28 protein-coding genes, 1 pseudogene and 1 riboswitch are annotated in these 21,009 nt (G+C 75.3%); of the genes and pseudogenes, 6 read left to right on the top strand and 23 right to left on the bottom strand.

The features are described 5' to 3' along the window. Window positions 1-54: 54 nt before the first annotated feature. The 8 genes from lgt to hisI all read right to left on the bottom strand — a co-directional run bounded on the left by lgt (window position 55) and on the right by hisI (window position 6,395). Window positions 55-1,059, bottom strand: coding sequence for a prolipoprotein diacylglyceryl transferase (gene lgt, locus AB1207_RS18470; protein WP_367639878.1), 1,005 nt, complete (start codon window positions 1,057-1,059; stop codon window positions 55-57). Next, window positions 1,056-1,913, bottom strand: a complete 858-nt coding sequence (locus tag AB1207_RS18465) for a DsbA family protein (protein WP_367639877.1) — start codon at window positions 1,911-1,913, stop codon at window positions 1,056-1,058. Before AB1207_RS18465 ends, lgt begins: the two co-directional genes overlap by 4 nt. Before the next feature lie 28 nt (window positions 1,914-1,941). Next, on the bottom strand, window positions 1,942-2,781 hold the full coding sequence (trpA, locus tag AB1207_RS18460; protein WP_367639876.1) for a tryptophan synthase subunit alpha: 840 nt from the start codon (window positions 2,779-2,781) through the stop codon (window positions 1,942-1,944). Beyond that, window positions 2,778-4,079 carry a tryptophan synthase subunit beta gene (trpB, locus tag AB1207_RS18455; RefSeq protein WP_367639875.1) on the bottom strand — a complete coding sequence of 434 codons (1,302 nt, stop codon included), beginning with the start codon at window positions 4,077-4,079 and terminating at the stop codon, window positions 2,778-2,780. The genes trpA and trpB overlap by 4 nt, the downstream gene beginning before the upstream one ends. After that, complete coding sequence (gene trpC / locus AB1207_RS18450) at window positions 4,076-4,900, bottom strand: indole-3-glycerol phosphate synthase TrpC (RefSeq protein WP_367639874.1); 825 nt, start codon at window positions 4,898-4,900, stop codon at window positions 4,076-4,078. The genes trpB and trpC overlap by 4 nt, the downstream gene beginning before the upstream one ends. An 80-nt stretch (window positions 4,901-4,980) precedes the next feature. After that, the gene (locus tag AB1207_RS18445) at window positions 4,981-5,286 is read right to left on the bottom strand and encodes an HGxxPAAW family protein (protein ID WP_367639873.1); all 306 of its coding nucleotides are present in this window, start codon (window positions 5,284-5,286) and stop codon (window positions 4,981-4,983) included. Between the two features lie 129 nt (window positions 5,287-5,415). After that, window positions 5,416-6,027: a Trp biosynthesis-associated membrane protein gene (locus tag AB1207_RS18440; RefSeq protein WP_367639872.1), complete on the bottom strand. Its 612-nt coding sequence runs from the start codon at window positions 6,025-6,027 to the stop codon at window positions 5,416-5,418. After that, window positions 6,024-6,395: a phosphoribosyl-AMP cyclohydrolase gene (gene hisI / locus AB1207_RS18435; RefSeq protein WP_367639871.1), complete on the bottom strand. Its 372-nt coding sequence runs from the start codon at window positions 6,393-6,395 to the stop codon at window positions 6,024-6,026. The genes AB1207_RS18440 and hisI overlap by 4 nt, the downstream gene beginning before the upstream one ends. Window positions 6,396-6,448: 53 nt before the next feature. On the opposite strand from hisI, the gene AB1207_RS18430 reads away from it, so the two are divergent. Continuing rightward, entirely contained in the window at window positions 6,449-7,102 is a 654-nt protein-coding gene (locus AB1207_RS18430) for a TIGR03085 family metal-binding protein (protein WP_367639870.1), read from the top strand. Here the strand turns inward: AB1207_RS18430 and hisF are convergent, their stop codons facing one another. After that, the gene (gene hisF, locus AB1207_RS18425) at window positions 7,103-7,876 is read right to left on the bottom strand and encodes an imidazole glycerol phosphate synthase subunit HisF (protein ID WP_367639869.1); all 774 of its coding nucleotides are present in this window, start codon (window positions 7,874-7,876) and stop codon (window positions 7,103-7,105) included. Between the two features lie 23 nt (window positions 7,877-7,899). Between hisF and AB1207_RS18420 the strand changes: the two genes are divergently transcribed. Both AB1207_RS18420 and AB1207_RS18415 read left to right on the top strand, forming a co-directional pair. Beyond that, entirely contained in the window at window positions 7,900-9,195 is a 1,296-nt protein-coding gene (locus AB1207_RS18420; RefSeq protein WP_367639868.1) for a GNAT family N-acetyltransferase, read from the top strand. Continuing rightward, window positions 9,177-9,746 carry a nucleoside/nucleotide kinase family protein gene (locus tag AB1207_RS18415; protein ID WP_367639867.1) on the top strand — a complete coding sequence of 190 codons (570 nt, stop codon included), beginning with the start codon at window positions 9,177-9,179 and terminating at the stop codon, window positions 9,744-9,746. Before AB1207_RS18420 ends, AB1207_RS18415 begins: the two co-directional genes overlap by 19 nt. On the opposite strand, the gene AB1207_RS18410 is transcribed toward AB1207_RS18415, so the two are convergent. The 7 genes and pseudogenes from AB1207_RS18410 to rpe form a co-directional block, all read right to left on the bottom strand. Further along, window positions 9,743-10,201, bottom strand: a complete 459-nt coding sequence (locus AB1207_RS18410; protein WP_367639866.1) for a PH domain-containing protein — start codon at window positions 10,199-10,201, stop codon at window positions 9,743-9,745. The genes AB1207_RS18415 and AB1207_RS18410 overlap by 4 nt on opposite strands. Then, window positions 10,189-11,034, bottom strand: coding sequence for an ATP phosphoribosyltransferase (gene hisG, locus AB1207_RS18405; RefSeq protein WP_367639865.1), 846 nt, complete (start codon window positions 11,032-11,034; stop codon window positions 10,189-10,191). Before hisG ends, AB1207_RS18410 begins: the two co-directional genes overlap by 13 nt. Before the next feature lie 10 nt (window positions 11,035-11,044). Then, window positions 11,045-11,308: a phosphoribosyl-ATP diphosphatase gene (locus AB1207_RS18400; RefSeq protein ID WP_367639864.1), complete on the bottom strand. Its 264-nt coding sequence runs from the start codon at window positions 11,306-11,308 to the stop codon at window positions 11,045-11,047. 64 nt (window positions 11,309-11,372) lie between these two features. Then, window positions 11,373-11,858, bottom strand: a complete 486-nt coding sequence (gene ribH, locus AB1207_RS18395; RefSeq protein WP_367639863.1) for a 6,7-dimethyl-8-ribityllumazine synthase — start codon at window positions 11,856-11,858, stop codon at window positions 11,373-11,375. A 47-nt stretch (window positions 11,859-11,905) separates the two neighbouring features. Then, window positions 11,906-12,475 (bottom strand): annotated as a pseudogene (gene ribB / locus AB1207_RS18390) (3,4-dihydroxy-2-butanone-4-phosphate synthase); the annotation flags it as partial. Between the two features lie 20 nt (window positions 12,476-12,495). Beyond that, window positions 12,496-13,128 (bottom strand): riboflavin synthase, encoded by a 633-nt coding sequence (locus tag AB1207_RS18385; protein ID WP_367639862.1) that lies wholly within the window; start codon window positions 13,126-13,128, stop codon window positions 12,496-12,498. Between the two features lie 322 nt (window positions 13,129-13,450). Next, a riboswitch (FMN riboswitch) is annotated at window positions 13,451-13,579 on the bottom strand. Window positions 13,580-13,645: 66 nt separating this feature from the next. After that, entirely contained in the window at window positions 13,646-14,317 is a 672-nt protein-coding gene (gene rpe / locus AB1207_RS18380; protein WP_367639861.1) for a ribulose-phosphate 3-epimerase, read from the bottom strand. Window positions 14,318-14,380: 63 nt separating this feature from the next. Between rpe and AB1207_RS18375 the strand changes: the two genes are divergently transcribed. Continuing rightward, entirely contained in the window at window positions 14,381-14,647 is a 267-nt protein-coding gene (locus AB1207_RS18375) for a hypothetical protein (protein ID WP_367639860.1), read from the top strand. After that, a complete protein-coding gene (locus AB1207_RS18370) occupies window positions 14,644-15,039 on the top strand; it encodes a type II toxin-antitoxin system death-on-curing family toxin (RefSeq protein ID WP_367639859.1) in 396 nt (131 codons plus the stop codon). The genes AB1207_RS18375 and AB1207_RS18370 overlap by 4 nt, the downstream gene beginning before the upstream one ends. An 11-nt stretch (window positions 15,040-15,050) precedes the next feature. Here AB1207_RS18370 and AB1207_RS18365 read toward each other — a convergent pair whose 3' ends face one another. The 7 genes from AB1207_RS18365 to def form a co-directional block, all read right to left on the bottom strand. Then, on the bottom strand, window positions 15,051-16,091 hold the full coding sequence (locus AB1207_RS18365) for an alpha-hydroxy acid oxidase (protein ID WP_367639858.1): 1,041 nt from the start codon (window positions 16,089-16,091) through the stop codon (window positions 15,051-15,053). An 84-nt stretch (window positions 16,092-16,175) separates the two neighbouring features. Then, on the bottom strand, window positions 16,176-16,961 hold the full coding sequence (locus tag AB1207_RS18360; protein ID WP_367639857.1) for an isocitrate lyase/PEP mutase family protein: 786 nt from the start codon (window positions 16,959-16,961) through the stop codon (window positions 16,176-16,178). Window position 16,962: 1 nt separating this feature from the next. Next, a complete protein-coding gene (locus tag AB1207_RS18355) occupies window positions 16,963-17,199 on the bottom strand; it encodes a GNAT family N-acetyltransferase (RefSeq protein ID WP_367639856.1) in 237 nt (78 codons plus the stop codon). Further along, entirely contained in the window at window positions 17,196-17,525 is a 330-nt protein-coding gene (locus AB1207_RS18350) for a GNAT family N-acetyltransferase (RefSeq protein ID WP_367639855.1), read from the bottom strand. The genes AB1207_RS18355 and AB1207_RS18350 overlap by 4 nt, the downstream gene beginning before the upstream one ends. 25 nt (window positions 17,526-17,550) lie before the next feature. After that, window positions 17,551-19,014: an RsmB/NOP family class I SAM-dependent RNA methyltransferase gene (locus AB1207_RS18345; protein WP_367639854.1), complete on the bottom strand. Its 1,464-nt coding sequence runs from the start codon at window positions 19,012-19,014 to the stop codon at window positions 17,551-17,553. Beyond that, the gene (fmt, locus tag AB1207_RS18340; RefSeq protein WP_367639853.1) at window positions 19,011-19,931 is read right to left on the bottom strand and encodes a methionyl-tRNA formyltransferase; all 921 of its coding nucleotides are present in this window, start codon (window positions 19,929-19,931) and stop codon (window positions 19,011-19,013) included. The genes AB1207_RS18345 and fmt overlap by 4 nt, the downstream gene beginning before the upstream one ends. Continuing rightward, window positions 19,931-20,476 carry a peptide deformylase gene (gene def, locus AB1207_RS18335; RefSeq protein WP_367639852.1) on the bottom strand — a complete coding sequence of 182 codons (546 nt, stop codon included), beginning with the start codon at window positions 20,474-20,476 and terminating at the stop codon, window positions 19,931-19,933. The genes fmt and def overlap by 1 nt, the downstream gene beginning before the upstream one ends. Window positions 20,477-20,690: 214 nt before the next feature. Between def and AB1207_RS18330 the strand changes: the two genes are divergently transcribed. Beyond that, a complete protein-coding gene (locus AB1207_RS18330; RefSeq protein WP_367639851.1) occupies window positions 20,691-20,987 on the top strand; it encodes a DUF6458 family protein in 297 nt (98 codons plus the stop codon). Window positions 20,988-21,009 lie beyond the last annotated feature (22 nt).

The following is a 21,009-nucleotide window of genomic DNA, read 5'->3' as shown; positions in this document are numbered from 1 at the left end:
CGCGTGGTGCCGTGCTCACGTGCACTGGACCATCACACCGGGGTCGAGGTTCGGTCACGACTCCCGCGCGTCCGGCCGCGGGTCGCGGTCCGGTGAGGGGCGATCAGCTCGGGCGGTGACGGTGGGCCCACCGGGCTGGTTCGCGGCGTCGTCGTCCGGGCTGGTGGCCGGCGGCGACTGCGAGGAATCTACCCGCTCCAGCACCTCCGCCCGACCACCGTTGACCCTGCGTGAGCGGACGAAGGCTGTGAGTGCGATGAGGAAGACGATGCCCGCGACCCACTGGTTGACGCGCAGACCCAGGAAGTGGTTGGCGTCGTCGATGCGCAGCGCCTCGAAGACCGAGCGCCCCAGGCAGTAGAGCGCGACGTAGGCGAAGAAGGCCTGGCCGTGGCGCAGCGACCAGCGGCGGTCGGCGAGGACGATGACGGCCGCGACGAGCAGGCACCACAGCGACTCGTAGAGGAACGTCGGATGGAAGGTGCCCAGCACCTCCGGGTTGCCCTGCGCGTCCAGGACGGCGCGGCCCGTCGACTCGTCCCAGCGGTGCACGGTCAGCGCCCAGGGGACGTCCGTCGCCCGCCCGTACAGCTCGTTGTTGAACCAGTTGCCCCAGCGGCCCGCCGCCTGCGCGACGAGAAGACCCGGAGCCATGGCGTCGGCCAGCGGCAGGAAGCGGTAGCCGCCGCGGCGGCAGGCGATCCACGCGCCCAGCGCGCCGCCGGCGATGGCGCCCCAGATCCCGAGCCCGCCCTCCCAGACGTAGAGCGCGCGGACGGGGTCGCCGCCCGCACCGAAGTAGGCCTGGGGCGAGGTGACCACGTGGTACAGCCGGGCGCCCACGACGCCGAGCGGCACGGCCCAGACGGCGACGTCGAGGATGAAGTCCTCGCGCCCGCCCTTGGCCCGCCAGCGGCGCTCGGCGATGACGACGCCGAGCACGATGCCGAGCACGATGCACAGCGCGTACGCCCGGACCGGGACGGGACCGAGGTGCCAGACGGCGACCGTCGGGCTCGGGATGGCGGCGGCGACGGAGGCCGCGACGGCTGCGGTCACGGCGTCTGGGTCGCCGCGGCGACGGCGTCGGTCAGGAAGGCCGCGCCGTTCGACCCCAGCAGCTGGCCCATGCTGCCGTCGCCACCGTTCTGGGTCGTCTGCGAGATGTTCTTCTTGGTCCCGTCGGGGGCGGTGACGATCACCGTCGGGGTGCCGGACACGCCCTGGTCGTCCATGGCGCCCTGCACCCGGCGCACGAAGCCCTGCCAGGTGTGGTCGTCGAGCTGCTGGCGCCACGTCGCCACGTCGGCCACCCCTGCGTCCTTGGCGAACTGCTCGAGCTGGTCGTCGGTGTAGCCGGTGCCCTCCTGCTCGGGCTGGTTCGCGAAGACCTGCTGCGTGTACTCGACGAACTTGCCCTGCACCGCAGCGGCGGCAGCGCCCTCGGCGGCGCGCTCGGAGGCGTCGTTGCCGAGGTTGTCGTCGAGGAAGCTCAGGGTGTGCACGACGACCTTCGCCTTGCCGTCCGCGGCCAGCTGCGGGTAGACCGTCCCGCTGACGTCCTCGAACTGCTTGCAGATGGGGCACTGGTAGTCGAGCCAGATGTCCAGCGTCGGCGCCCCGGCGGCCGGGGTCCCCGGCAGGACGTACCCGCCGTCGGCGGCGGTCACCCCGGGGGGCGTTCCCGTCCCGGCCGCGACGTCGTCCTTGCGCGAACGGTCGATGACCACCACGACGACGGCCACGAGGGCCAGCACCACGACGACGGCGATGCTGATGAGCAGCACCCGCCGGCTGCGCTCACGGGCGAGCTCGCGCTGGCGCAGCGCGGCGGCCTTCGCCCGCCGCGCCTCGCGCGCGTCCTCCGCCTGGCCGGCTCGCGCCGGATGACCGCCGGTCTTCTTGCTGCTCAACGCTCGTTCTCCTCCGCGGGGGTGCTCGTCAGGGACGGGTGCGGACGCCGGCCGCCAGCTCCTCGGCCAGCTGCCCGACGGCGCGCGCGCCGGCGGCGGCCGAGTCCGCGTCCAGCAGGCGCTGGACGAAGGCGGACCCGACGATGACGCCGTCGGCGTACCCGGCGACCTCGGTGGCCTGCGCGGGGGTGGACACGCCCAGCCCCACGCAGACGCGCTCGGCGCCGGCTGCCCGGGTGCGCCGGACGAGCTCGGACGCACCCGCGCCCACGGTCGCACGCGTGCCTGTGACTCCCATCAACGACGCCGCGTAGACGAACCCGCGGCTGGCGCGGACGGTCTTCTCCAGGCGGGCGTCGGTCGAGCTGGGCGCGACGAGGAAGACGCGCTCGAGGTCGTGCTCCTCGCTCGCCTGCAGCCAGCCGGCCGCCTCGTCGGGGATGAGGTCCGGCGTGATGAGCCCGGCGCCCCCGGCGTTGGCGAGGTCGGCCGCCCACCGGTCGACGCCGTAGCGGTCGACGGGCGGCCAGTACGTCATGACGAGCGTCGCCGCCCCCGTCGAGGCCACCGCCTCGACGGCCCGCAGGACGTCCGCGGGGCGGGTGCGGTTGGCCAGGCAGACCTCGGCGGCCCGCTGGATCGTCGCCCCGTCCATCGTCGGGTCGGAGTAGGGCAGACCGAGCTCGACGATGTCGGCGCCACCGGCGACGGCGGCCTTGGCCGCCTCGATGGACCCGTCCACGTCCGGGTAGCCGACGGGCAGGTAGGCCACGAGCGCGGCCCGCCCCTCGGCCTTGGCGCGGTCGACGGCGGCGGCCGCCGTGTGCGTCCCGGTCGGTGCGGGGACGTCCTGCAGTTCGGTGCTCACCAGCCGGACCCTTCGGTGTCCTGGGGCGCCTCGGCGACCCGTTCGACCTCCGAGGCGACGAGGTCGGCGTCGCTGACGAGCCCGAACCAACGGGCCGCCGTGTCCACGTCCTTGTCCCCGCGCCCGGACAGGCTGACGAGCACGGTGGCGTCCGGACCGAGCTCCTTGCCGAGGTCCAGCGCACCGGCGAGCGCGTGGGCGCTCTCGATGGCCGGGATGATCCCCTCGGTGCGGCACAGCAGCCGGAAGGCCTCCATCGCCTGCGCGTCGGTCACGGGGTGGTACTGCGCGCGGCCGCTGGCGGCCAGCCACGAGTGCTCCGGTCCGACGCCGGGGTAGTCGAGCCCGGCGGAGATCGAGTGCGACTCGACCGTCTGCCCGTCCTCGTCCTGCATGACGAACTGCCGGGCGCCCTGGAAGACACCGGCCGCCCCGGCCGAGATGGGGGCCGCGTGCCGGCCCGTCTCGACGCCGTCCCCGCCGGCCTCGTACCCGTGCAGGGCCACGTCCGGGTCGTCCAGGAACGCGTGGAAGATGCCGATGGCGTTGGACCCGCCGCCGACGCAGGCCGCGACCGCGTCGGGCAGGCGGCCCGTCAGGTCGAGGACCTGCTGGCGGGCTTCGACGCCGACGATGCGCTGGAAGTCGCGCACGAGCACCGGGAACGGGTGCGGGCCGGCGACCGTGCCGAACGCGTAGTGCGTCGTGTCGACGGAGGAGACCCAGTCGCGGAACGCCTCGTTGACGGCGTCCTTGAGGGTCCGGCTGCCGGCGGTCACGGGGACGACGGTCGCGCCGAGCAGGCGCATCCGGGCCACGTTCAGCGCCTGGCGGCGGGTGTCCTCCTCGCCCATGTAGACGACGCACTCCAGGCCCATGAGGGCCGCGGCCGTCGCCGTCGCGACGCCGTGCTGTCCGGCGCCCGTCTCGGCGATGATGCGCTGCTTGCCCATGCGCTTGGTGAGGAGCGCCTGCCCGAGCACGTTGTTGATCTTGTGCGAGCCCGTGTGGTTGAGGTCCTCGCGCTTGAGGATGACGCGGGCGCCGCCGGCGTGGGCGGCGAAGCGCGGCACCTCGGTGAGGATGCTGGGCCGGCCGGAGTACGTGCGGTGCAGCTCGGCCAGCTCGGCGAGGAAGCCGGGGTCGGCCATCGCCGCCGTGTGCGCGGCGTCGATCTCGTCGAGCGCCGCCACGAGGGCCTCGGGCACGAAGCGGCCGCCGAACGCGCCGAAGTACGGCCCGCGCTCGCCGCTGAAGGAACGTCCCGAGGTGGTCAGCGGGGTCTCCTGCGTGGTCACGGGCGCACCGCCTGCACGGCCGGGTGCGCACCGGCGGCGACGAGGTCGGCGACCGCGCGGCGCGGGTCGTCGCCCTTGACGAGCGTCTCCCCCACGAGGACGGCGTCGGCGCCCGCGCGGGCGAACTCGACGACGTCGCGCGGGCCGGAGACGCCCGACTCGGCGACCTTGACCTTGGTGTCCGGGATGAGCGGCGCCAGGTCGGCGAACGTGGAGTTGTCGACCTCGAGGGTCTTGAGGTTGCGGTTGTTCACCCCGACGACGCGCGCGTCGGCGTCCAGGGCACGCGCGACCTCCTCGGCGGTGTGGACCTCCACCAGGGCCGTCATGCCCAGGGAGTGCGTGCGTTCGATGAGCGACACGAGGGCCTCCTGCTCGAGAGCGGCGACGATGAGGAGCACGACGTCGGCCCCCCAGGCGCGGGCCTCCCACAGCTGGTACGACTCGACGACGAAGTCCTTGCGCAGCACCGGGACGTCGACGGCGCAGCGGACGGCCCGCAGGTCGTCCAGGCTGCCGCCGAACCGGCGCTGCTCGGTGAGGACGCTGATGACGCTGGCCCCGCCGGCCTCGTACTGCGTCGCGAGCTCGGCCGGGTCCGGGATGGTCGCCAGCGCGCCCTTGGAAGGGCTCTTGCGCTTGACCTCCGCGATGACCTTGACGCCGCGCTGCTCCGCGTCGCGGGGCTTGAGGAGGGCGTGCGCGTCCTTGGCGGGCACCTGTCGGTGCGCGCGCTCCTTCAGCTCGTCCAGCGAGGTGAGCGCCTTGCGCGCCGCCAGGTCCTCACGGACGCCGGCCAGGATGTCGTCGAGGACTGTCACGCCACGAGGGTATCGCCGGGTCCGGACACGACGGTCCGGTGGGCGGGCGGGCAGCGCTCGGCAGGGCAGCGCTCGGCAGGTCAGCGCTTGGCGCGACCCAGGCCGACGGGCTTGCCGTCGGGACCCTTGACGCCGTAGCCGGCCTTGGCCAGACCGCCCGCGACCACGAGCGAGGCGAGGATGACGACGCTGCCGATGATCCCCCAGGTCAGGCTGGGGAAGACGATCGCCAGGGAGAGGATGAGGAACCCCACGAGGCACACCGCGACACCGGCCCAGGCGGCGACGCTGTGGCCGTGACCGTGCTCGTCGACGATGTCGGTGGCCGGGGCGGCGGCGCTGGTGCTGTGGTGCCCGTGGGACTGGTGGTTGCTCTCGGTGCTCACGGGGACTCCTCGGGGCGGGTCGTCGGCGCGCGACGAGCGCGCTCGGGTACTACGGACACCGTACCGACTCGCGGACGCGCGCGCCGGGACGGGTGACCGGGCGGGCCGGCAGGTGGGTCAGCGGGTGGGTCAGCGGGTGGGGTCGTCGCCGTGCGAGAGCGCGTCCCACGCGGCCGCCGGGTCGTCCCGCGTCGGGGCGGCCGCGCCGGCTCCGGAGCGGGCGTCGCGGTCGTAGCGACCCGCGGCCCGGGGGACATCACGCCGGCGTGCCCCGACGACGAGCCCGACCCCGGCGAGGGCGACGAGACCGCCGCCCACCGCGGACACCACCGGCCACGGCGCGACGTCGACCGCGCCCTCCACGCGGGCCTGCGTCGTCCCGCTGGCCGCGCGGGCCGGGGCGGTGAGCGCCGCGGTCGGCTCCCGCAGCGGGCCCGTGCTGGCGGCGAGGACCCCGGCGCCCCCGGCGACGAGGACGAGCGCGGCGACGAGCCGCGCGGCCCGGCGCCCCAGCGTGGAGGCGACGACCGCGGCGAGGCTGACGAGGGCGAGCGCCGTGGCGACGGGCGCGGCGTCGCGGCCGGAGGCGAGGACGGCCGCGGTCCCGGTCGCGGTGGCGGCGCGGCCGCTGACCCAGGTCGGCGCGCCGGCCCCGAGGGCGACGACGGCGCCGACGGCGGCGAGCAGCAGCAGGGGTCCGCGCCGTGACCGGCGCCGGACCTCGGGAACGGGCGCGCTCACGCGCTCGGCGCGGTGAGCGGGAGGGTGGTGGCGTCGAAGCAGGTCCGGTCGCCGGTGTGGCAGGCCGCGCCGACCTGCTCGACCTCGAGCAGGAGCGCGTCGCCGTCGCAGTCCAGGGAGACCTTGCGCACCCACTGGACGTGACCGGAGGTGTCGCCCTTGCGCCACAGCTGCCCGCGACTGCGCGACCAGTAGGTCGCGCGGCCGGTGGCGAGGGTCTGGGCCAGAGCGTCGTCGTTCATCCAGGCGACCATGAGCACCTCGCGGGTGTCGTGCTGCTGGACGACGGCGCAGACGAGGCCGGCGGCGTCCCGCTTCAGGCGTGCGGCGGTGCGGGGATCGAGCTCGAGGGACGACACGCGGCCCATGGTCTCACCGGCCGCGGGGCGCACCGGACGGCCCGGGTGGCACGATCGGCGCCATGGTCCTCCCCTCCAGGAATCCCGGCGACGCGCGACGCGAACGGGACGGGTTGTGCGACAGCGCGTTGCGGGTCGGCCCGGAGGCGCCGACGCTGTGCGCCGGCTGGGACGTCCGGGACCTGCTGGTGCACCTGGCGGTGCGGGACAACCGTCCGGACGTGGCCCTGGGCGAGGCCCTGCCACCGCTGCGGTCGCACCGCGACAGGGTCGTCTCCGAGCTGGCGTCGCAGCCGTTCGACGCCCTCGTCGAGCGCGTGCGGGGCGGTCCCCACGGTCCGCTGCGGGTGCGGGCCCTCGACGGCCTGGTGAACAGCGCCGAGTACTTCGTGCACCACGAGGACGTCCTGCGCGCGCAGCCCGGGTGGGGGCCCCGCGCGCTGCCGCAGGCGCAGGAGGAGGCGCTGTGGCGCACCGTACGGGTCATGGGCCGGGTCGCCTACCGCCGCTCCCCCGTGGGCGTCGTGCTGGTGACGCCGGAGGGTCCGCGCGCGGTGGTGCGCCCGGGCGCGGAGTCGGTCGCGGTCACCGGAACGGTCGCCGAGCTGCTGCTGCACGCGTTCGGCCGGCGCACGCGGGCCCTGGTGCACCTGGAGGGCACGCCCGAGGCCGTCGCCCGCTTCCGCGCCACGTACCCGGGCGCGGTGGGCGAGTAGTCAGCGGACGGGGGCGCCGCCCTCCCGCAGGGCGTCCTTGACGTCCCCGACCGTCAGCTGGCCGAAGTGGAAGACGCTGGCGGCCAGGACGGCGTCGGCGCCCGCGGCGACGGCGGGCGGGAAGTGCTCGACCGCGCCGGCCCCACCGCTGGCCACGAGCGGGACGGTGACGCGGGACCGGACCGCGCCGAGCATCTCGAGGTCGAAGCCCTGCTTGGTGCCGTCGGCGTCCATCGAGTTCAGCAGGATCTCCCCCGCGCCGAGCTCGGCGGCGCGGGCGGCCCACTCCACGGCGTCCAGACCCGTGCCGCGGCGACCGCCGTGGGTGGTGACCTCGTACCCCGAGGCGGTCGTCGGCTCCCCCGGCAGCGTGCGGCGGGCGTCGACGGACAGGACGAGCACCTGGGCGCCGAACCGCTCGGCGATCTCGGTGATGAGCTCGGGCCGGGCGATGGCCGCGGTGTTGACGCCGACCTTGTCGGCGCCGGCGCGCAGGAGCTTCTCGACGTCGGCGACCGCGCGGACCCCTCCGCCGACGGTGAGGGGGATGAAGACCTGCTCGGCGGTGCGGCGGACCACGTCGTACGTCGTCTCCCGCGATCCCGAGGAGGCGGTCACGTCGAGGAACGTCAGCTCGTCGGCACCCTGCTCGTCGTAGCGGCGGGCCAGCTCGACCGGGTCGCCCGCGTCGCGCAGGTCGGCGAAGTTGACGCCCTTGACGACGCGACCGGCGTCGACGTCGAGGCAGGGGATGACACGGACGGCGACGCTCACGGGGGAACGGTACCGTCGCAGCCGTGCAGGACACCGGACTCCCGACCCGTCCAGAGCTCCGCGTGACGCAGGTGGACCCGGACGACCGGGAGGCCCTGCGCGCCTGGGCCGTCCCGAGCCGCACGTCCTTCCTGGAGTCCGCGCCCACCGAGGATTCCCTCGACGAGCGGCAGCGGATGGTGCAGGGGCACCGGCTCACGGCGGTGCACGACACCGTCGCCGGTGAGGACCGCGTCGTGGCGACGCTGCGCACCTTCGACTCCGAGCTGACGGTGCCCGGCGCCGGTCCCGTCGACGTCGACGCCGTCTCGACCGCGACCGTGCTGCCCACGCACCGGCGCCGGGGCCTGCTGTCCCGCATGCTCACGGCCGACCTCGAGCGCGCCCGCGCCGCGGGGCACGCCCTGGCGGTGCTCATCGCCGCGGAGGCACCCATCTACGGCCGGTTCGGGTTCGGCGCCGCGACGCGCTCGACGAGCCTGGTCCTCGACCACGCCCGGGTCGCGTTCCGCCCCGACGCCCCGGCGGCGACCGGCTCGCTGGAGTTCGTCCCCGCCGGCCGCACCGACGAGCTGGCCGCCGTCCACGACGCCGCCCGGCGCCGGCGGCCCGGCGGGCTGCTGCGCGACGCGGCGTGGTGGGAGGCCGCGGGCCGGCGGGGCGAGGGCCGCTGGCTCGGTCCCCGCGGGCACGTCGTCCTGCACCGGGACGAGGACGGGACCCCCGACGGGTACGCGGCCTACGACGTCAGCGACGAGTCCGTGGGCCGCGTGCCGAACGGGACGGTCCACCTGCGCGACCTCACCGCGACGACGCCGTCGGCCTACCGGGCGCTGTGGGAGTTCCTCGCCTCGATCGACCTCGTCCGGGTCACCCGGGCCTCCGACCGACCCGTCGACGAGCTGCTGCCGCACCTGCTCCTGGACCCGCGCGCGGTCCAGACCGGGCCCGTCGACGACTTCGTCTGGCTGCGCGTCCTCGACGTGCCCGGGGCGCTGGCGGCCCGCCGCTACCTGGGCTGCGGCACGCTCGTCCTGCGCGTCGAGGACCCCCTCGGCCTGGCCGGGGCGACCGTGCGCCTGCACGTCGAGGCCCAGCGCTGCGGCGCCGACGGCTGGGTGTGCCCGGAGGTGACGACGACCGACGACGCACCGGACGTGGTCCTGCCCGTCGCCGAGCTCGGCTCGGTGCTCCTCGGCGGGACCTCACCGGTCGCGCTGCAGCGGGCCGGGCGCATCGACGCCACCCCCGCGGCGGCCCAGGCGCTGGCGACGCTCATGGCCACCCCGGAGCAGCCCTGGTGCCCGACCTGGTTCTGACCGGGGCCACTCCCCCTGCGCTGCAGGCGTTCGCGAACGGGGTCCTCGCGCGGCTGCAGCAGGTCCCGGCGCCGACCGCCGGCCCGCTGGTCCTGGCGGTCGACGGACGCTCGGGCGCGGGCAAGACGGACCTGGCCGCCGTCCTCGCGCAGCGGACCGGCGCCGCCGTCCTGCACATGGACGACCTGTACCCGGGGTGGGACGGACTGGCCGCGGCCGTGGACCTGCTGCGGGACCTGCTGACGCAGCTGCGCACCGGCCGCCCCGTGCAGCAGCCCGTGTGGGACTGGACGCGGGGTGCGTACGCGCGCACGGTGCCGCTGCCGACGTCCGGACTGCTGGTCGTCGAGGGCGTCGGCGCGGGCTGCGCCGCCCCCGTCGACCTGCTCGTCGAGCTGACGGCCACCCCGGGCGTCCGCCGCGACCGTGCGCTGGCGCGCGACGGCGCGACGTACGAGCCGCACTGGGAGCGGTGGGCGGCCCAAGAGGCGGAGCTGTTCGCGCGGCGGTCGCTGGCGCCGGACCTCCTGCTCGCCACCGACGCCTCCTAGGTGCGGGGGGCCCGGTCCTCGACGAGCCGGGCCAACCGGAGCGCCTCGGCCTTGGCGAACTCCCCGTCGGCGCGCTGCACGCCCATCACGGCGAGGTTCTCGCCGTCGTCGAGGTCGAGGGTGAGCCACGGGTCGGCGCCGCCGAAGCGGACGGCGACGACCTCGCCCCACTCGACCTCGCGGGTGAAGACCACGTTGCGCACGACGAGCGCGCGCTCGGTCACCCGCGCGTTGACGGTGACGAGCCGCACCAGCCCGCCCGAGACGATCGCCCCGAAGACGAGCGCCGAGACGGTGTCCTGGCCCGTCCAGCCGGACTCCGGGGCCAGGGACAGCCCGATGGACATGCCCACCATGACGACCGCGATGCCGACGGCGAAGGCGAGGCCGACGACGCGGGCACGACGCGGCCGGAACGGCCGGTCCGTCGGGGTCGCGGACGTCACAGGCGGCACGCGTGGATGCTCGTGACGAGGATCGCCCGCGCCCCGAGCTCGTACAGCTCGTCCATGACGCGGTTGGTCTCCGAGCTCTTCACCATAGCTCGCACGGCGACCCAGTCGGGGCTGGCCAGCGGCGAGACGGTCGGCGACTGCAGACCGGGGGTGATCGCGCAGGCCTGCTCCACGATCGCCTGCGGGCAGTCGTAGTCGACCATGACGTACTGGCGGGCCACGAGGACGCCCTGCAGGCGGCGGACGAGGACGTCCACGGCGGGGTCGGCCGGGGCGCCGGCGCGGCGGACGAGCGTCGCCTCCGAGCGCATGATCGGCTCGCCGAAGATCTCCAGACCGGCCGCGCGCAGCGTCGTGCCCGTCTCGACCACGTCGGCGATCACGTCGGCGATGCCGAGCGCCACCGCGGTCTCGACCGCGCCGTCGAGGTGGACGATGTCGGCGGTGACGCCGTGCTCGGCGAGGTGCTTGGCCAGCAGGCCCGAGTAGCTCGTCGCGATGCGGCGGCCCTCGAGGTCGCCGACCCCCGACGCCACCCCGGGGCGCCCGGCGAAGCGGAACGTGCTGCGCGCGAAGCCGAGCGGGAGGACCTCGTCGGCGGGGGCGCGGGAGTCCAGCAGCAGGTCGCGCCCCGTGATCCCGGCGTCCAGCGTCCCGGACCCCACGTAGAGCGCGATGTCTCGCGGGCGCAGGAAGACGAACTGGGCCGAGTTGTCCGGGTCGTCGAGGATGAGTTCCTTGGCCTCGCGCCGCTGGTTGTAGCCGGCCTCGCGCAGCATGGCGGACGCGGCCTCGGACAGGGACCCCTTGTTGGGGACGGCGATGCGCAACACGGGTGAGCTCCTAGAGGTGGGCGTACACGTCGTCGAGGGTCAGACCGCGGGCGATCATCAGCACCTGCAGGTGGTACAGCAGCTGCGAGATCTCCTCGGCGGTCCGCTCGCCGCCCTCGTGCTCCGCGGCCATCCAGACCTCGGCCGCCTCCTCGACGACCTTCTTGCCGATGGCGTGGACGCCGGCGTCCAGTTCCCGCACCGTCCCCGAGCCCTCGGGCCGGGTCAGCGCCTTGTCGCTCAGTTCGGCGAACAGGGCGTCGAAGCTCTTCACGGGCACGGAGTCTAGTGGCCGGTCCAGGTGGTCGGGTGCGCGCACCCGACCACCCGGCTCCCCCTCAGACCGCGGACAGCGGGGCGACCTCGCGCAGGGCGACGACCGTCTCGAGCGCCGCGAGCACGGCCTCGGCGCCCTTGTCCTCCCGCGAGCCGCGCAGGCCGGCGCGGTGCAGCGCCTGGGCCTCGTTGTCGACGGTGAGGACCCCGAAGCCGATGGGGACCCCCGTCGTCACCGCGACCTGGGTCAGGCCCTGGGTCGCGGCGTCGCACACGTACTCGAAGTGCGGCGTGCCACCGCGGATGACGACGCCGAGGGTGACGACGGCGTCGAAGCCCTGCCGGGCCAGCCGCGCGGCGGCCACGGGCAGCTCGAAGGCCCCCGGGACGCGCACCTCCACCACGTCGGTGACGCCCGAGGCGGCGAGCGCCCGGCGGGCCCCCTCCAGCAGCCCGTCCATGACCTCGTGGTGCCAGCGCGCCGCGACCACCGCGACCCGCAGCCCGCTGCCGTCGACCGTGATCTCCGGGCTTCCGTCCCCGCTCACGACTTCTCCTCTCCGTCGGCGGATCCCTGGCCGGACAGGTGTGCCCGCAGTTCCGCGATCGTCAGCACCGGCAGGTCGAACCGCTCACCGAGCGCGACGATCTGGTCCCAGCGTGACATCGACCCGTCGTCCTCCACGAGCTCGGCGATGATCCCGACCGGGGTGAGCCCGGCGAGCCGGCACAGGTCGACCGCCGCCTCGGTGTGGCCGGGACGCTCCAGGACACCCCCGGGCCGGGCCCGCAACGGGAAGACGTGCCCGGGGCGCACGAGGTCCCCGACCGTCGTCGCCGGGTCGGCCAGCACCCGCGCGGTGCGGGCGCGGTCGGCGGCGGAGATGCCCGTCGTGACGCCCTCGGTCGCGTCGCAGCTGACGGTGTAGTCCGTGCGCAGGGAGTCCTCGTTGCGCTCGACCATGGGCGGCAGCGCCAGGGCGGCGGCGCGCTCGGCGGTCATGGGCGCGCAGAGCATCCCCGAGCTGTGCCGCACCGTCCACCCGATCCACTCGGGCGTCGCGAGCTCGGCGGCGAGGACCGCGTCCCCCTCGTTCTCGCGGTCGGCGTCGTCGGTCACGAGGACCGGGCGGCCGGCGCGCAGGGCGTCCAGCGCCCGTTCGATGCTCACGTCCGTGGTCACGGTCACGCCTGCGCTCCCTGCACGGTGGGCTCGAAGGCCCGCAGCCGCTCGACGTACTTGGCCAGCACGTCGACCTCGAGGTTGACGGTAGCGCCCACGGGCTTGGTGCCCAGGACGGTCAGCTCGAGGGTGGCGGGGATGAGGGAGACCTCGAACCAGTGCTCGGTCGCGGTGGGCTCGCTGACGGCCGAGACCGTGAGCGAGGTGCCGTCGACGGTGATGGAACCCTTCTCCACGACGTAGCGGGCGAGGTCGGCCGGGACGGCGACGCGCACGACCTCCCACGCCTCCCCCGGTGTCCGGCGCGCGATGGTCCCCGTGCCGTCGACGTGCCCCTGCACGATGTGCCCGCCGAGGCGCCCGTGGGCGGCCATGGCGCGCTCCAGGTTGACCTTGCGACCGGGGGCCACGTCGTGCAACGAACTGCGCTGCAACGACTCCTGCATGACGTCCACGGTGAAGGCGCCCGGTTCGGGCTGGTCGACGACGGTCAGGCAGACCCCGTCGACGGCGATGGACGCCCCGTGCACGGCGTCGGAGACCACGACGGGCCCCCGCACGGTCAGCCGTGCCGACTCCGCCCCGAACTCCACGGCGACGACCTCGCCGATCTCCTCCACGATCCCGGTGAACACGACCCTGCCTCCTCGAACTGTCCTGTGGTCCTGCGGTCCTCGTGCGGTCTGCTCCTCAGCGCTGAGGGGGCGGGAGGGGACCGGCACGGTCGCTGGGCCGGACGTCGGCGAGGAGGGTGCCCGGGCGTGCGGCGACGCGGGCGATCGCTGCGGTCACGGCGGTCCACCTCCTCCAGGGACGTCCGGTCGGACTCCGGGGAGGGCGAGGGGAGGTGACGGCCCGGCGGCACCAGGAGGTGCCCGCAGGGACCGTCGACGGGGCGACGGCGACGCACGACGACGGGACCCCCGGACGGGGGCGCGACGGCGCACGACGACGACGCCGCGCACTGCCTCCCATCCGGACTTTCACCGTCGGCCCCGGAGTTCCACCGGATCAACCACCCACCGAGGTGGGGGCTCGCGGACTGTCACCGCCGGTTCGGATTTCCACCGACCCCGGAGCACGCGTGTCGTGCGGTCTTGCTCGTGGCAGTCAGTCTGCCACGCACGGGGCCGGCGCACGGCCCGAGCACCCTCAGTGGGCGCAGGCCCGCGCCGCGAGGTCGCGCAGCTGGCCGATGGCCGCGGCCGCGTCCTCGGCGCCGTAGACGGCCGAGCCGGCGACGAAGACGTCGGCGCCGGCCTCCGCGGCGCGTTCCACGGTCGCCGTCGAGACGCCGCCGTCGACCTGCAGCCGCACGTCGAGGTCGCCGATGGCCGCGCGGGCACGGCGGATCTTGGGGAGCGTGACGTCGAGGAAGCCCTGACCGCCAAAACCGGGCTCGACGGTCATCACGAGGAGCATGTCGAACTCGGGCAGCAGGTCCAGGTACGGCTCGACCGGGGTCGCGGGGCGCAGGGCGATGCCCGCGCGGCCCCCCGCCGCGCGGATGTCGCGGGCCAGCTTCACGGGGGCGCGCGCGGCCTCGGCGTGGAAGGTGACCCCGGCCGCGCCGGCCTCGGCGTAGGCGGGGGCCCAGCGGTCGGGGTCCTCGATCATGAGGTGGCAGTCCAGCGGGACGGGGCTGACCCGTTGCAGCGCCTCGACGACGGGCAGGCCGAGCGTGAGGTTGGGGACGAAGTGGCCGTCCATGACGTCGACGTGGGCGGCGTCGGCCGTCGCGATGCGGGCCAGCTCGGCCTGCAGGTTCGCGAAGTCGGCGGACAGGATGCTGGGGTTGACCTGGGGTCCTCGAGCGCTCGGCACGCCCCGACCGTAGCCCGTGGTCAGATCTGACGTCACAGTGCACCACTGGTGTACGGTGACGTCATGTCGACGACGTCCGCCTTCACCCTGCGCCTCGACAGCACGCACCGCTCGATGCTCGAGCGCCTGCAGGCGCGGAACCCGGGCGTCTCGCGGCAGCGCCTGTTCGAGCGGCTGCTGGAGCAGGCCGACGACGCCGACCGCGCCGACGTGCAGGACATCGCCCGCGCCATCTACGCCGAGAACCGCGAGCTGTTCGACTCCCTGGCCGGGGACCTGCAGGGCCAGGACCTGCGCGGCGGTGACCTCGTGAGCAGCCCCCGGACGTGATCCTGCCCGTCCGCTACCTCACGGTCGGCGACGTCGTCCGCTTCACCCACCTCTTCCCCGACGGGCCCTTCGACGTCCGCGACGCAGGCCTGCTGGCCCTGGCCGTCCAGCGCCCGCAGCTGCAGGTGCTCGGCAAGGACGCGTACCCGGACCTGTCCCGCAAGGCCGCGGCGCTGCTGCACTCCCTCGTGCGCACCCGTCCCCTCGTCGACGGCAACGAGCGCACCGCGGTCCTGTCGGCCTTCGCGATGCTGCACCTCAACGGCACCGGCGTCGGGGCGGCGCCCCTGCAGGCCGGGCTCGCGCTCACCCGCGACGTCGCCGACGGCAGCCTCGACGACGTCGGAGAGATCGCCGCGCGGCTGGACTCCCTCGTCCGCCGCCTGGAGTGAACCCTCAGCCGTCAGCGCACGACGACGTCGCTGGGCCGCAGGTCCCGGACCGACCCGATCCCCATCTGCCGCAACGTGGTCGCGAGCTCGGCCTGGTAGCGCGCGAGGACGTCCGCGACGCCCTCGGCGCCGTCGGCGGCCAGGCCCCACATCACGGGACGGCCCACGTGCACGGCCCGCGCGCCGAGCGCGAGCGCCACGGCGGCCTGCGCCCCGCCGCGGATGCCGGAGTCGACGTGGACCTCCACCTCGGAGCCGACCTCGGCGAGGATCTCCGGCAGCGCGTACGCGGAGGTGACGGAGTTGCCCAACCGGCGCCCGCCGTGCGTCGACACGATGATCCCCTCGGCGCCGCCGTCGACGCAGCGTCGCGCGTCCCGGGCGGTGAGCACGCCCTTGCAGAGCACGGGCAACCCGGAGACCTCCGCGAGCCAGCCGATGGTGTCCGGGGTGAGGTCGAGCGCCATGTCGGTGTCGCTGCCGAAGCGCTCCAGCTCGGCCGCGGTGAGGTTGGCCGTGCGGTTCTTGCGGGGGCCCGCGGGCCAGTTGCGCGGGTCGATCGTGGGGATCTCCCGCCCGATGGGCGTGGTGTCGACCGTGAGGATGAGCGCGCGGGCGCCGGCGCTCGCGGCGCGCTCGACGAGCAGGCGCGTGGCCTCGCGGTTGCGGGCCACGTAGACCTGGTACCACCACGGCGCGCCCTGGGCGGCGATGTCGTCGAAGCGGGCCCCGGTGTTGGTGGACACCCCGAGCAGCGTCCCGGCCTTGGCGGCGCCCTGGGCGGTGAGCACCTCGCCCTCCGGACGCGCGCCGACCTGCTGCGCCATGGGCGCGACGAGGACGGGGGCCGCCACCTGGGTGCCGAGCACCTCCGTCGTCATGTCCTGTGCGGAGGCGTCGTGCAGGACCGAGGGCCGCAGCCGGAAGCCGTTCCAGTCTGCGATGCCCTCGCGGTCGCAGGACCCGTCGCCGGCGTTGGAGCGGTAGTAGGCCGCCACGTAGTCGGGCAGCACGGCGTCGGCGCGGTCGGCGAGGTCCTCGATCCAGGTCACGGGGCCATCCTCGCCCACGGGACGGGCCCGCCGGGACCGCTCGGCGGTTCCGGTGGCCCGTCCGGGGGACTCGGCCCGGGGTCGTCAGTTCAGCGGGCGGGTGCCCTCGGGGATGCCGCCCCCGGCGTAGATGCCGCGGGCCGCGTCCTGCAGGGCGGTCAGCGCCACGCGCTGCGTCAGCGGGCCGTAGGTGATGCGGGCGACGCCAAGATCGGCCAGGCGCGCCTGGTCGGGCACCCCCGGGAAACCGATGACCGACAGCTTCTGCGGCCCGAAGGCGTCGACGAGCTGCACGACGGCGTCCTCGTCGAGGGGACCAGGCACGAAGACGGTCGTGGCACCGGCGGCGAGGTAGGCCTTGCCGCGTTCGACCGCATCGGGGAGCCACACGTCGCGGCCGCGGTCACCACCCTTGGCCAGGGCGTCGGTGCGGGCGTTGAGGACGAAGGGCACGCCCTCGGCCTCCCCGGCCGCGACGATCGCCTCGACGTTCGCGACGGACTCGGCCAGCGGGCGCAGCCTGTCCTCGACGTTGGCGCCGACGACGCCGACGCCGATGGCCTTGCGCACGGTCTCGCCCGCGTTCCCGTAGCCGCCGTCGAGGTCGGCGCTGACCGGCAGGTCGCCGGCGGCGACGACGATGCGTTCGACGAGGCTCAGGGCCAGGTCGAGGGGGATCTGCTCGCCGTCGCCGTACCCGAAGGTCGAGGCGATGGAGTGTCCGGCCGTCGCGAGGGCCTTGGTCTGGGGCTCGCCCGCCACGACGGTCGCCGACACGGCGTCCCAGACGTTGACGAGGACGAGGAGCTCGGGGTCTTCGTGCAGCTGCCGCAGTCGCGCGGCCTTCTCGGCGGAGTTCACGGCGCCCACGCTACCGGGGACCCGTCACGGGGTCGCCGCGTCCGCCGCGACGTGGCCGTACAGGCAGAGGTCCTCCCGGCCCGTCGGGATCGGCGTGGCCGGCCCGCAGCACCCCCTCGAGGACGAACCCGAGGCGCTCGGCGACGGCCCGGCTGCGCGCGACGCCGACCGCGGTGCGGATCTCCACCCGGACCAGGCCGCGGTCCTCGTGCAGGTGCCGGACGAGCGCGGCCACGGCCCGGGTCACGAACCCCCTCCCTGGTGGGCGGCGTCGATCCAGTAGCCCAGGTCGGCCGACCCGGCGTAGGTGTCGATGCGGGCGCCGACGGCGCCGACCACGTCGCCGCGGTACCGCAGCGCCGCCGGGACGGCGCGACCGGCGGCCCACTCCCCCAGCGAGTACCGGGCGCAGGCGGCCGCCCCCTCGAGCGTCTGCTCCCCCTGCGCCCACGCCTCCCAGCGGCGCAGGTGGCCCAGGTTCGCCACCACTACCGCGTGCAGGGGTGCGACGGTCCACTCCTCGCGCAGGACGAGGTCGAGGTCGTCGTCGACGGGCAGGGCGAACCCGGTCACGAGCACACGCTGGGCCGGGCGCCCCTCAGGAGGTCCGGCGCACCAGGGCCACGTGCATCGCATCGGTGCCGTGCGTGTGCGGCCACAGCTGCACCCCGAGCCCCGCGGCCGCGGCCGGCAACCCCGGGACCACGCGCTCGAGGACGGCAGGGGTGTCGATCCGCTCGGCCACGACCCCGCGCTTGGCGGCGGCCTTCACCGCGTCGTCGACGACGAGACGCGTCTCGGACAGCACGGGCGAGCACGTGGCGTAGGCCACGACCCCGCCGGGACGGACGGCGTCGAGCGCCGAGCCGAGCAGCTCGCGCTGCAGGGGCGCCAGGCTGCCGAGGTCGGCGGGGGTGCGGCGCCACCGGGCCTCCGGCCGCCGGCGCAGGGCGCCGAGGCCGGTGCACGGGGCGTCGACGAGCACGCGGTCGTAGGCGCCGGGTTCGGCGTCGCCGACCTCGCGCCCGTCCCCGACGCGGACCTCGACGGTCCCCGCCGCGACGGCCTCGACGGGGGCCAGCGCCTGCCGGACGAGGTCGGCCCGGTGCGGGGCGACCTCGACGGCCGTCAACGCGGCCCCGCGACCGGCGGCGGTGGCGGCGAGCAGCGCCGCCTTGCCCCCGGGGCCGGCGCACAGGTCCAACCACCGCTCGTCACGGCCCTCCACCTCGGCGGCGGCGCGCAGCAGCGCGACGATCTGCGACCCCTCGTCCTGGACACGGGCGCGACCGGCGCGGACCGCGGCGAGCCGCCCGGGGTCGCCGTGCACGACGTGCGCCGCGGCCGGGGACCAGCGGCCCGTCCCCACCTCGACGTGCGCGTCGCGACCGACGAGATCGTCGACGGTGCTGAGGCCGGGCAGGGCGGCGAGCGCCACCTGGGCGGGGGTGTTGTCCGCGACGAGCAGGTCGACGAGCTCGGCGGGGTCGTGGCCGTGCGCGCGCAGAGCCTCCCGCAGGCTGCGGACCACCCACTGCGGGTGGGAGTACCGGACGGCGAGGTCGTCGTCGGTGTCGCCGGGGGCGACCTCGGCGGCCCACTGCGCGAGGTCGCGACCCGACGCCTTGCGCAGCACGGCGTTGACGAGCCCGGACGGCCCGCCACCGATGTGCGTGCGCGCGACGGCCACCGACGTCGCGACGGCCGCGTGGTCGGGCACCCGCATCGCGAGCAGCTGGTGCAGCCCCATCCGCAGGACGTCGAGCACGCCGTCGTCGAGGTCGGCCAGCGGCCGGTCCACGAGCGTGGCGAGCAGCGCGTCGTACGTGCCGCGACCGCGCAGGACGCCGTAGGCCAGCTCGGTCGCGAAGGCCGCGTCACGCCCACCCAAGCGCCTGTCGCGCAACAGCTTCGGCAAGACCAGGTTGGCGTAGGAGTCCTGAGTGGCGACCGCGCGCAGTACCTCGAACGCCACCCCGCGGGCGGGGTCGACGCGGGTGAAGCGGTCCTGCTTCACACCGGTGCGGGGGGTGCGCACCCCGGGGACGGACGGACCGGTCACGCGAACTCCTCCCCCGGCGCGGGCCGGGTCCCGCGCGCCCAGTCGGTCGCGCTCATCGCCTTCTTCCCCGCGGCCTGCACGGTGCCCAGCGCGACCGCGCCGCCACCGGTACCGACGAGGACACGCTTCTTCTCGACCGCGACCGCGCCCGGGGCGAGGTCGGTGCTCACCTCCGGGACGACCGGACCGAGCTTGACCCGCTCGCCGCGGAACGTCGTCCAGGCGCCCGGGTCGGGGGTGCAGCCGCGCACGCGCCGGTCGACCTCGGCGGCACCCGCACTCCAGTCGACCCGGGCCTCCTCGACGCCGATCTTCGGCGCCAGGGTCGCCTCGCCCTCCTGCGGCGTCGCCACGGCCGTGCCGTCCTCGAGGGCGTCGAGGACGTCCACCAGCAGCTGCGCGCCGGACACGGCGAGCCGGCCGAGCAGGTCGCCCGCGGTGTCGGTGCCGCCGACGGGTTCGCGCAGCGAGGCGTACACCGGTCCGGTGTCCAGGCCCTCCTCGAGCTGGAACACGCAGGCGCCGGTGACCTCGTCGCCGGCCATCAGGGCGCGCTGGACGGGAGCCGCCCCGCGCCACGCGGGCAGCAGCGAGAAGTGCAGGTTCAGCCACCCCAGCCGCGGGACGGCGAGCGCCTCGGCGGGGACCAGGGCCCCGTAGGCGACGACGGGGCACGCGTCCGGTGCGTAGGACCGCAGCTCGTCGAGGAACTCCGCCCCGCGCGGGCGGACCGGTTGCAGGACGGGCAGTCCCACCTCGCGGGCGCGCTGGGCGACGGGCGAGGCCGCCTGCTTGCGGCCGCGGCCGGCGGCGGCGTCGGGGCGGGTGAGGACGGCGACGACCTCGTGCCGGCTGGCGAGCAGGGCGTCGAGGGAGGCGAGCGCGACGTCGGGGGTTCCGGCGACGACGAGGCGCACTACCTCGCCTGTCCGAAGGTCGCGTGCGGGGACACCTTGACCTGCGGCGTCTCCAGGCCCATCCACTCGGCCTCGCGGACGGCCTTGAGCGCGAGCTTGCGCTGGGCCTTGTCGAGGCGGTCGATGAACAGGACGCCGTCGAGGTGGTCGGTCTCGTGCTGGATGGCGCGGGCCTTGAACTCCGACCCGGTGATGGTGAGGGGCTCGCCGTGCATGTCGAAGCCCTTGGCCACGACGTGCAGCGAGCGCTTGGTGTCGGCGACGATCCCCGGGAACGACAGGCAGCCCTCGTCGCCCTCCTGGCACTCCTCGGACAGGTCCAGGACGGGGTTCACGAGGTGCCCGAGCTCACCGTCGGCGTGGTAGGTGAACACGCGCAGCGACACCCCGAGCTGCGGCGCGGCCAGCCCGGCACCGGGGGCGGCGAGCATCGTCTCCTCGAGGTCCTTGACGAGCTGACGCAGCTCCTTGTCGAAGGTGGTGACCTCGGCCGCGCGCTGGCGCAGGACCGGGTCCCCGAAGAGTCGGATCGGCTGGATCGCCACGGAGCTCCCTGGATCGACGTGCGGTGTGCGCCCTCGATCCTACGTCCGCGGGCCCACCGCCTCCGTCGACGTCGTCGCACCTGGGGTGGGGCGGTCACGGGGCGTGGAGGTCGCGTCGCCCTCGGTCCCGGCGCTGGCCTGCCCGGGCGACCCGGCTCGGGCGCGCGGGTGACGCCGGGTCCCGGAACTGCTCGCCGGGCCGGAGGCTCGGGCCGTGCACCTCACGAACCACAGCTTCCTGTTCACCGTCGGCGCCGTCCTGGCCTTCGCCGTCCACGTCGACGTCGCGGCGATCGACCTGACCGCCGTCGGGTGGGTGTTCATGGTCGTGGCGGTGCTCGCGACCGTGCTGGAGGTGGCGGCCCGGCGCACGCGGACCCGCGCGGTGCCGTCCCAGGGGCTCGCGCAGCCCGTCCCCGCCCGCGTGCCGCCGGCGCGCGTCACCCCGTCGATGGCCCCGTGGGAGACCCGGGAGTTCCGGGCCGTCCAGCGACCCGTCGGGGAGTCCTGACCCACCCCGGCACGGGGTGACC

It is taken from the genome of Kineococcus endophyticus, from assembly GCF_040796495.1.
Classification (GTDB): domain Bacteria; phylum Actinomycetota; class Actinomycetes; order Actinomycetales; family Kineococcaceae; genus Kineococcus; species Kineococcus endophyticus.
The sequence above is the reverse complement of the archived record's forward strand: the minus strand, read 5'-3'. Positions and strand labels throughout refer to the sequence as shown.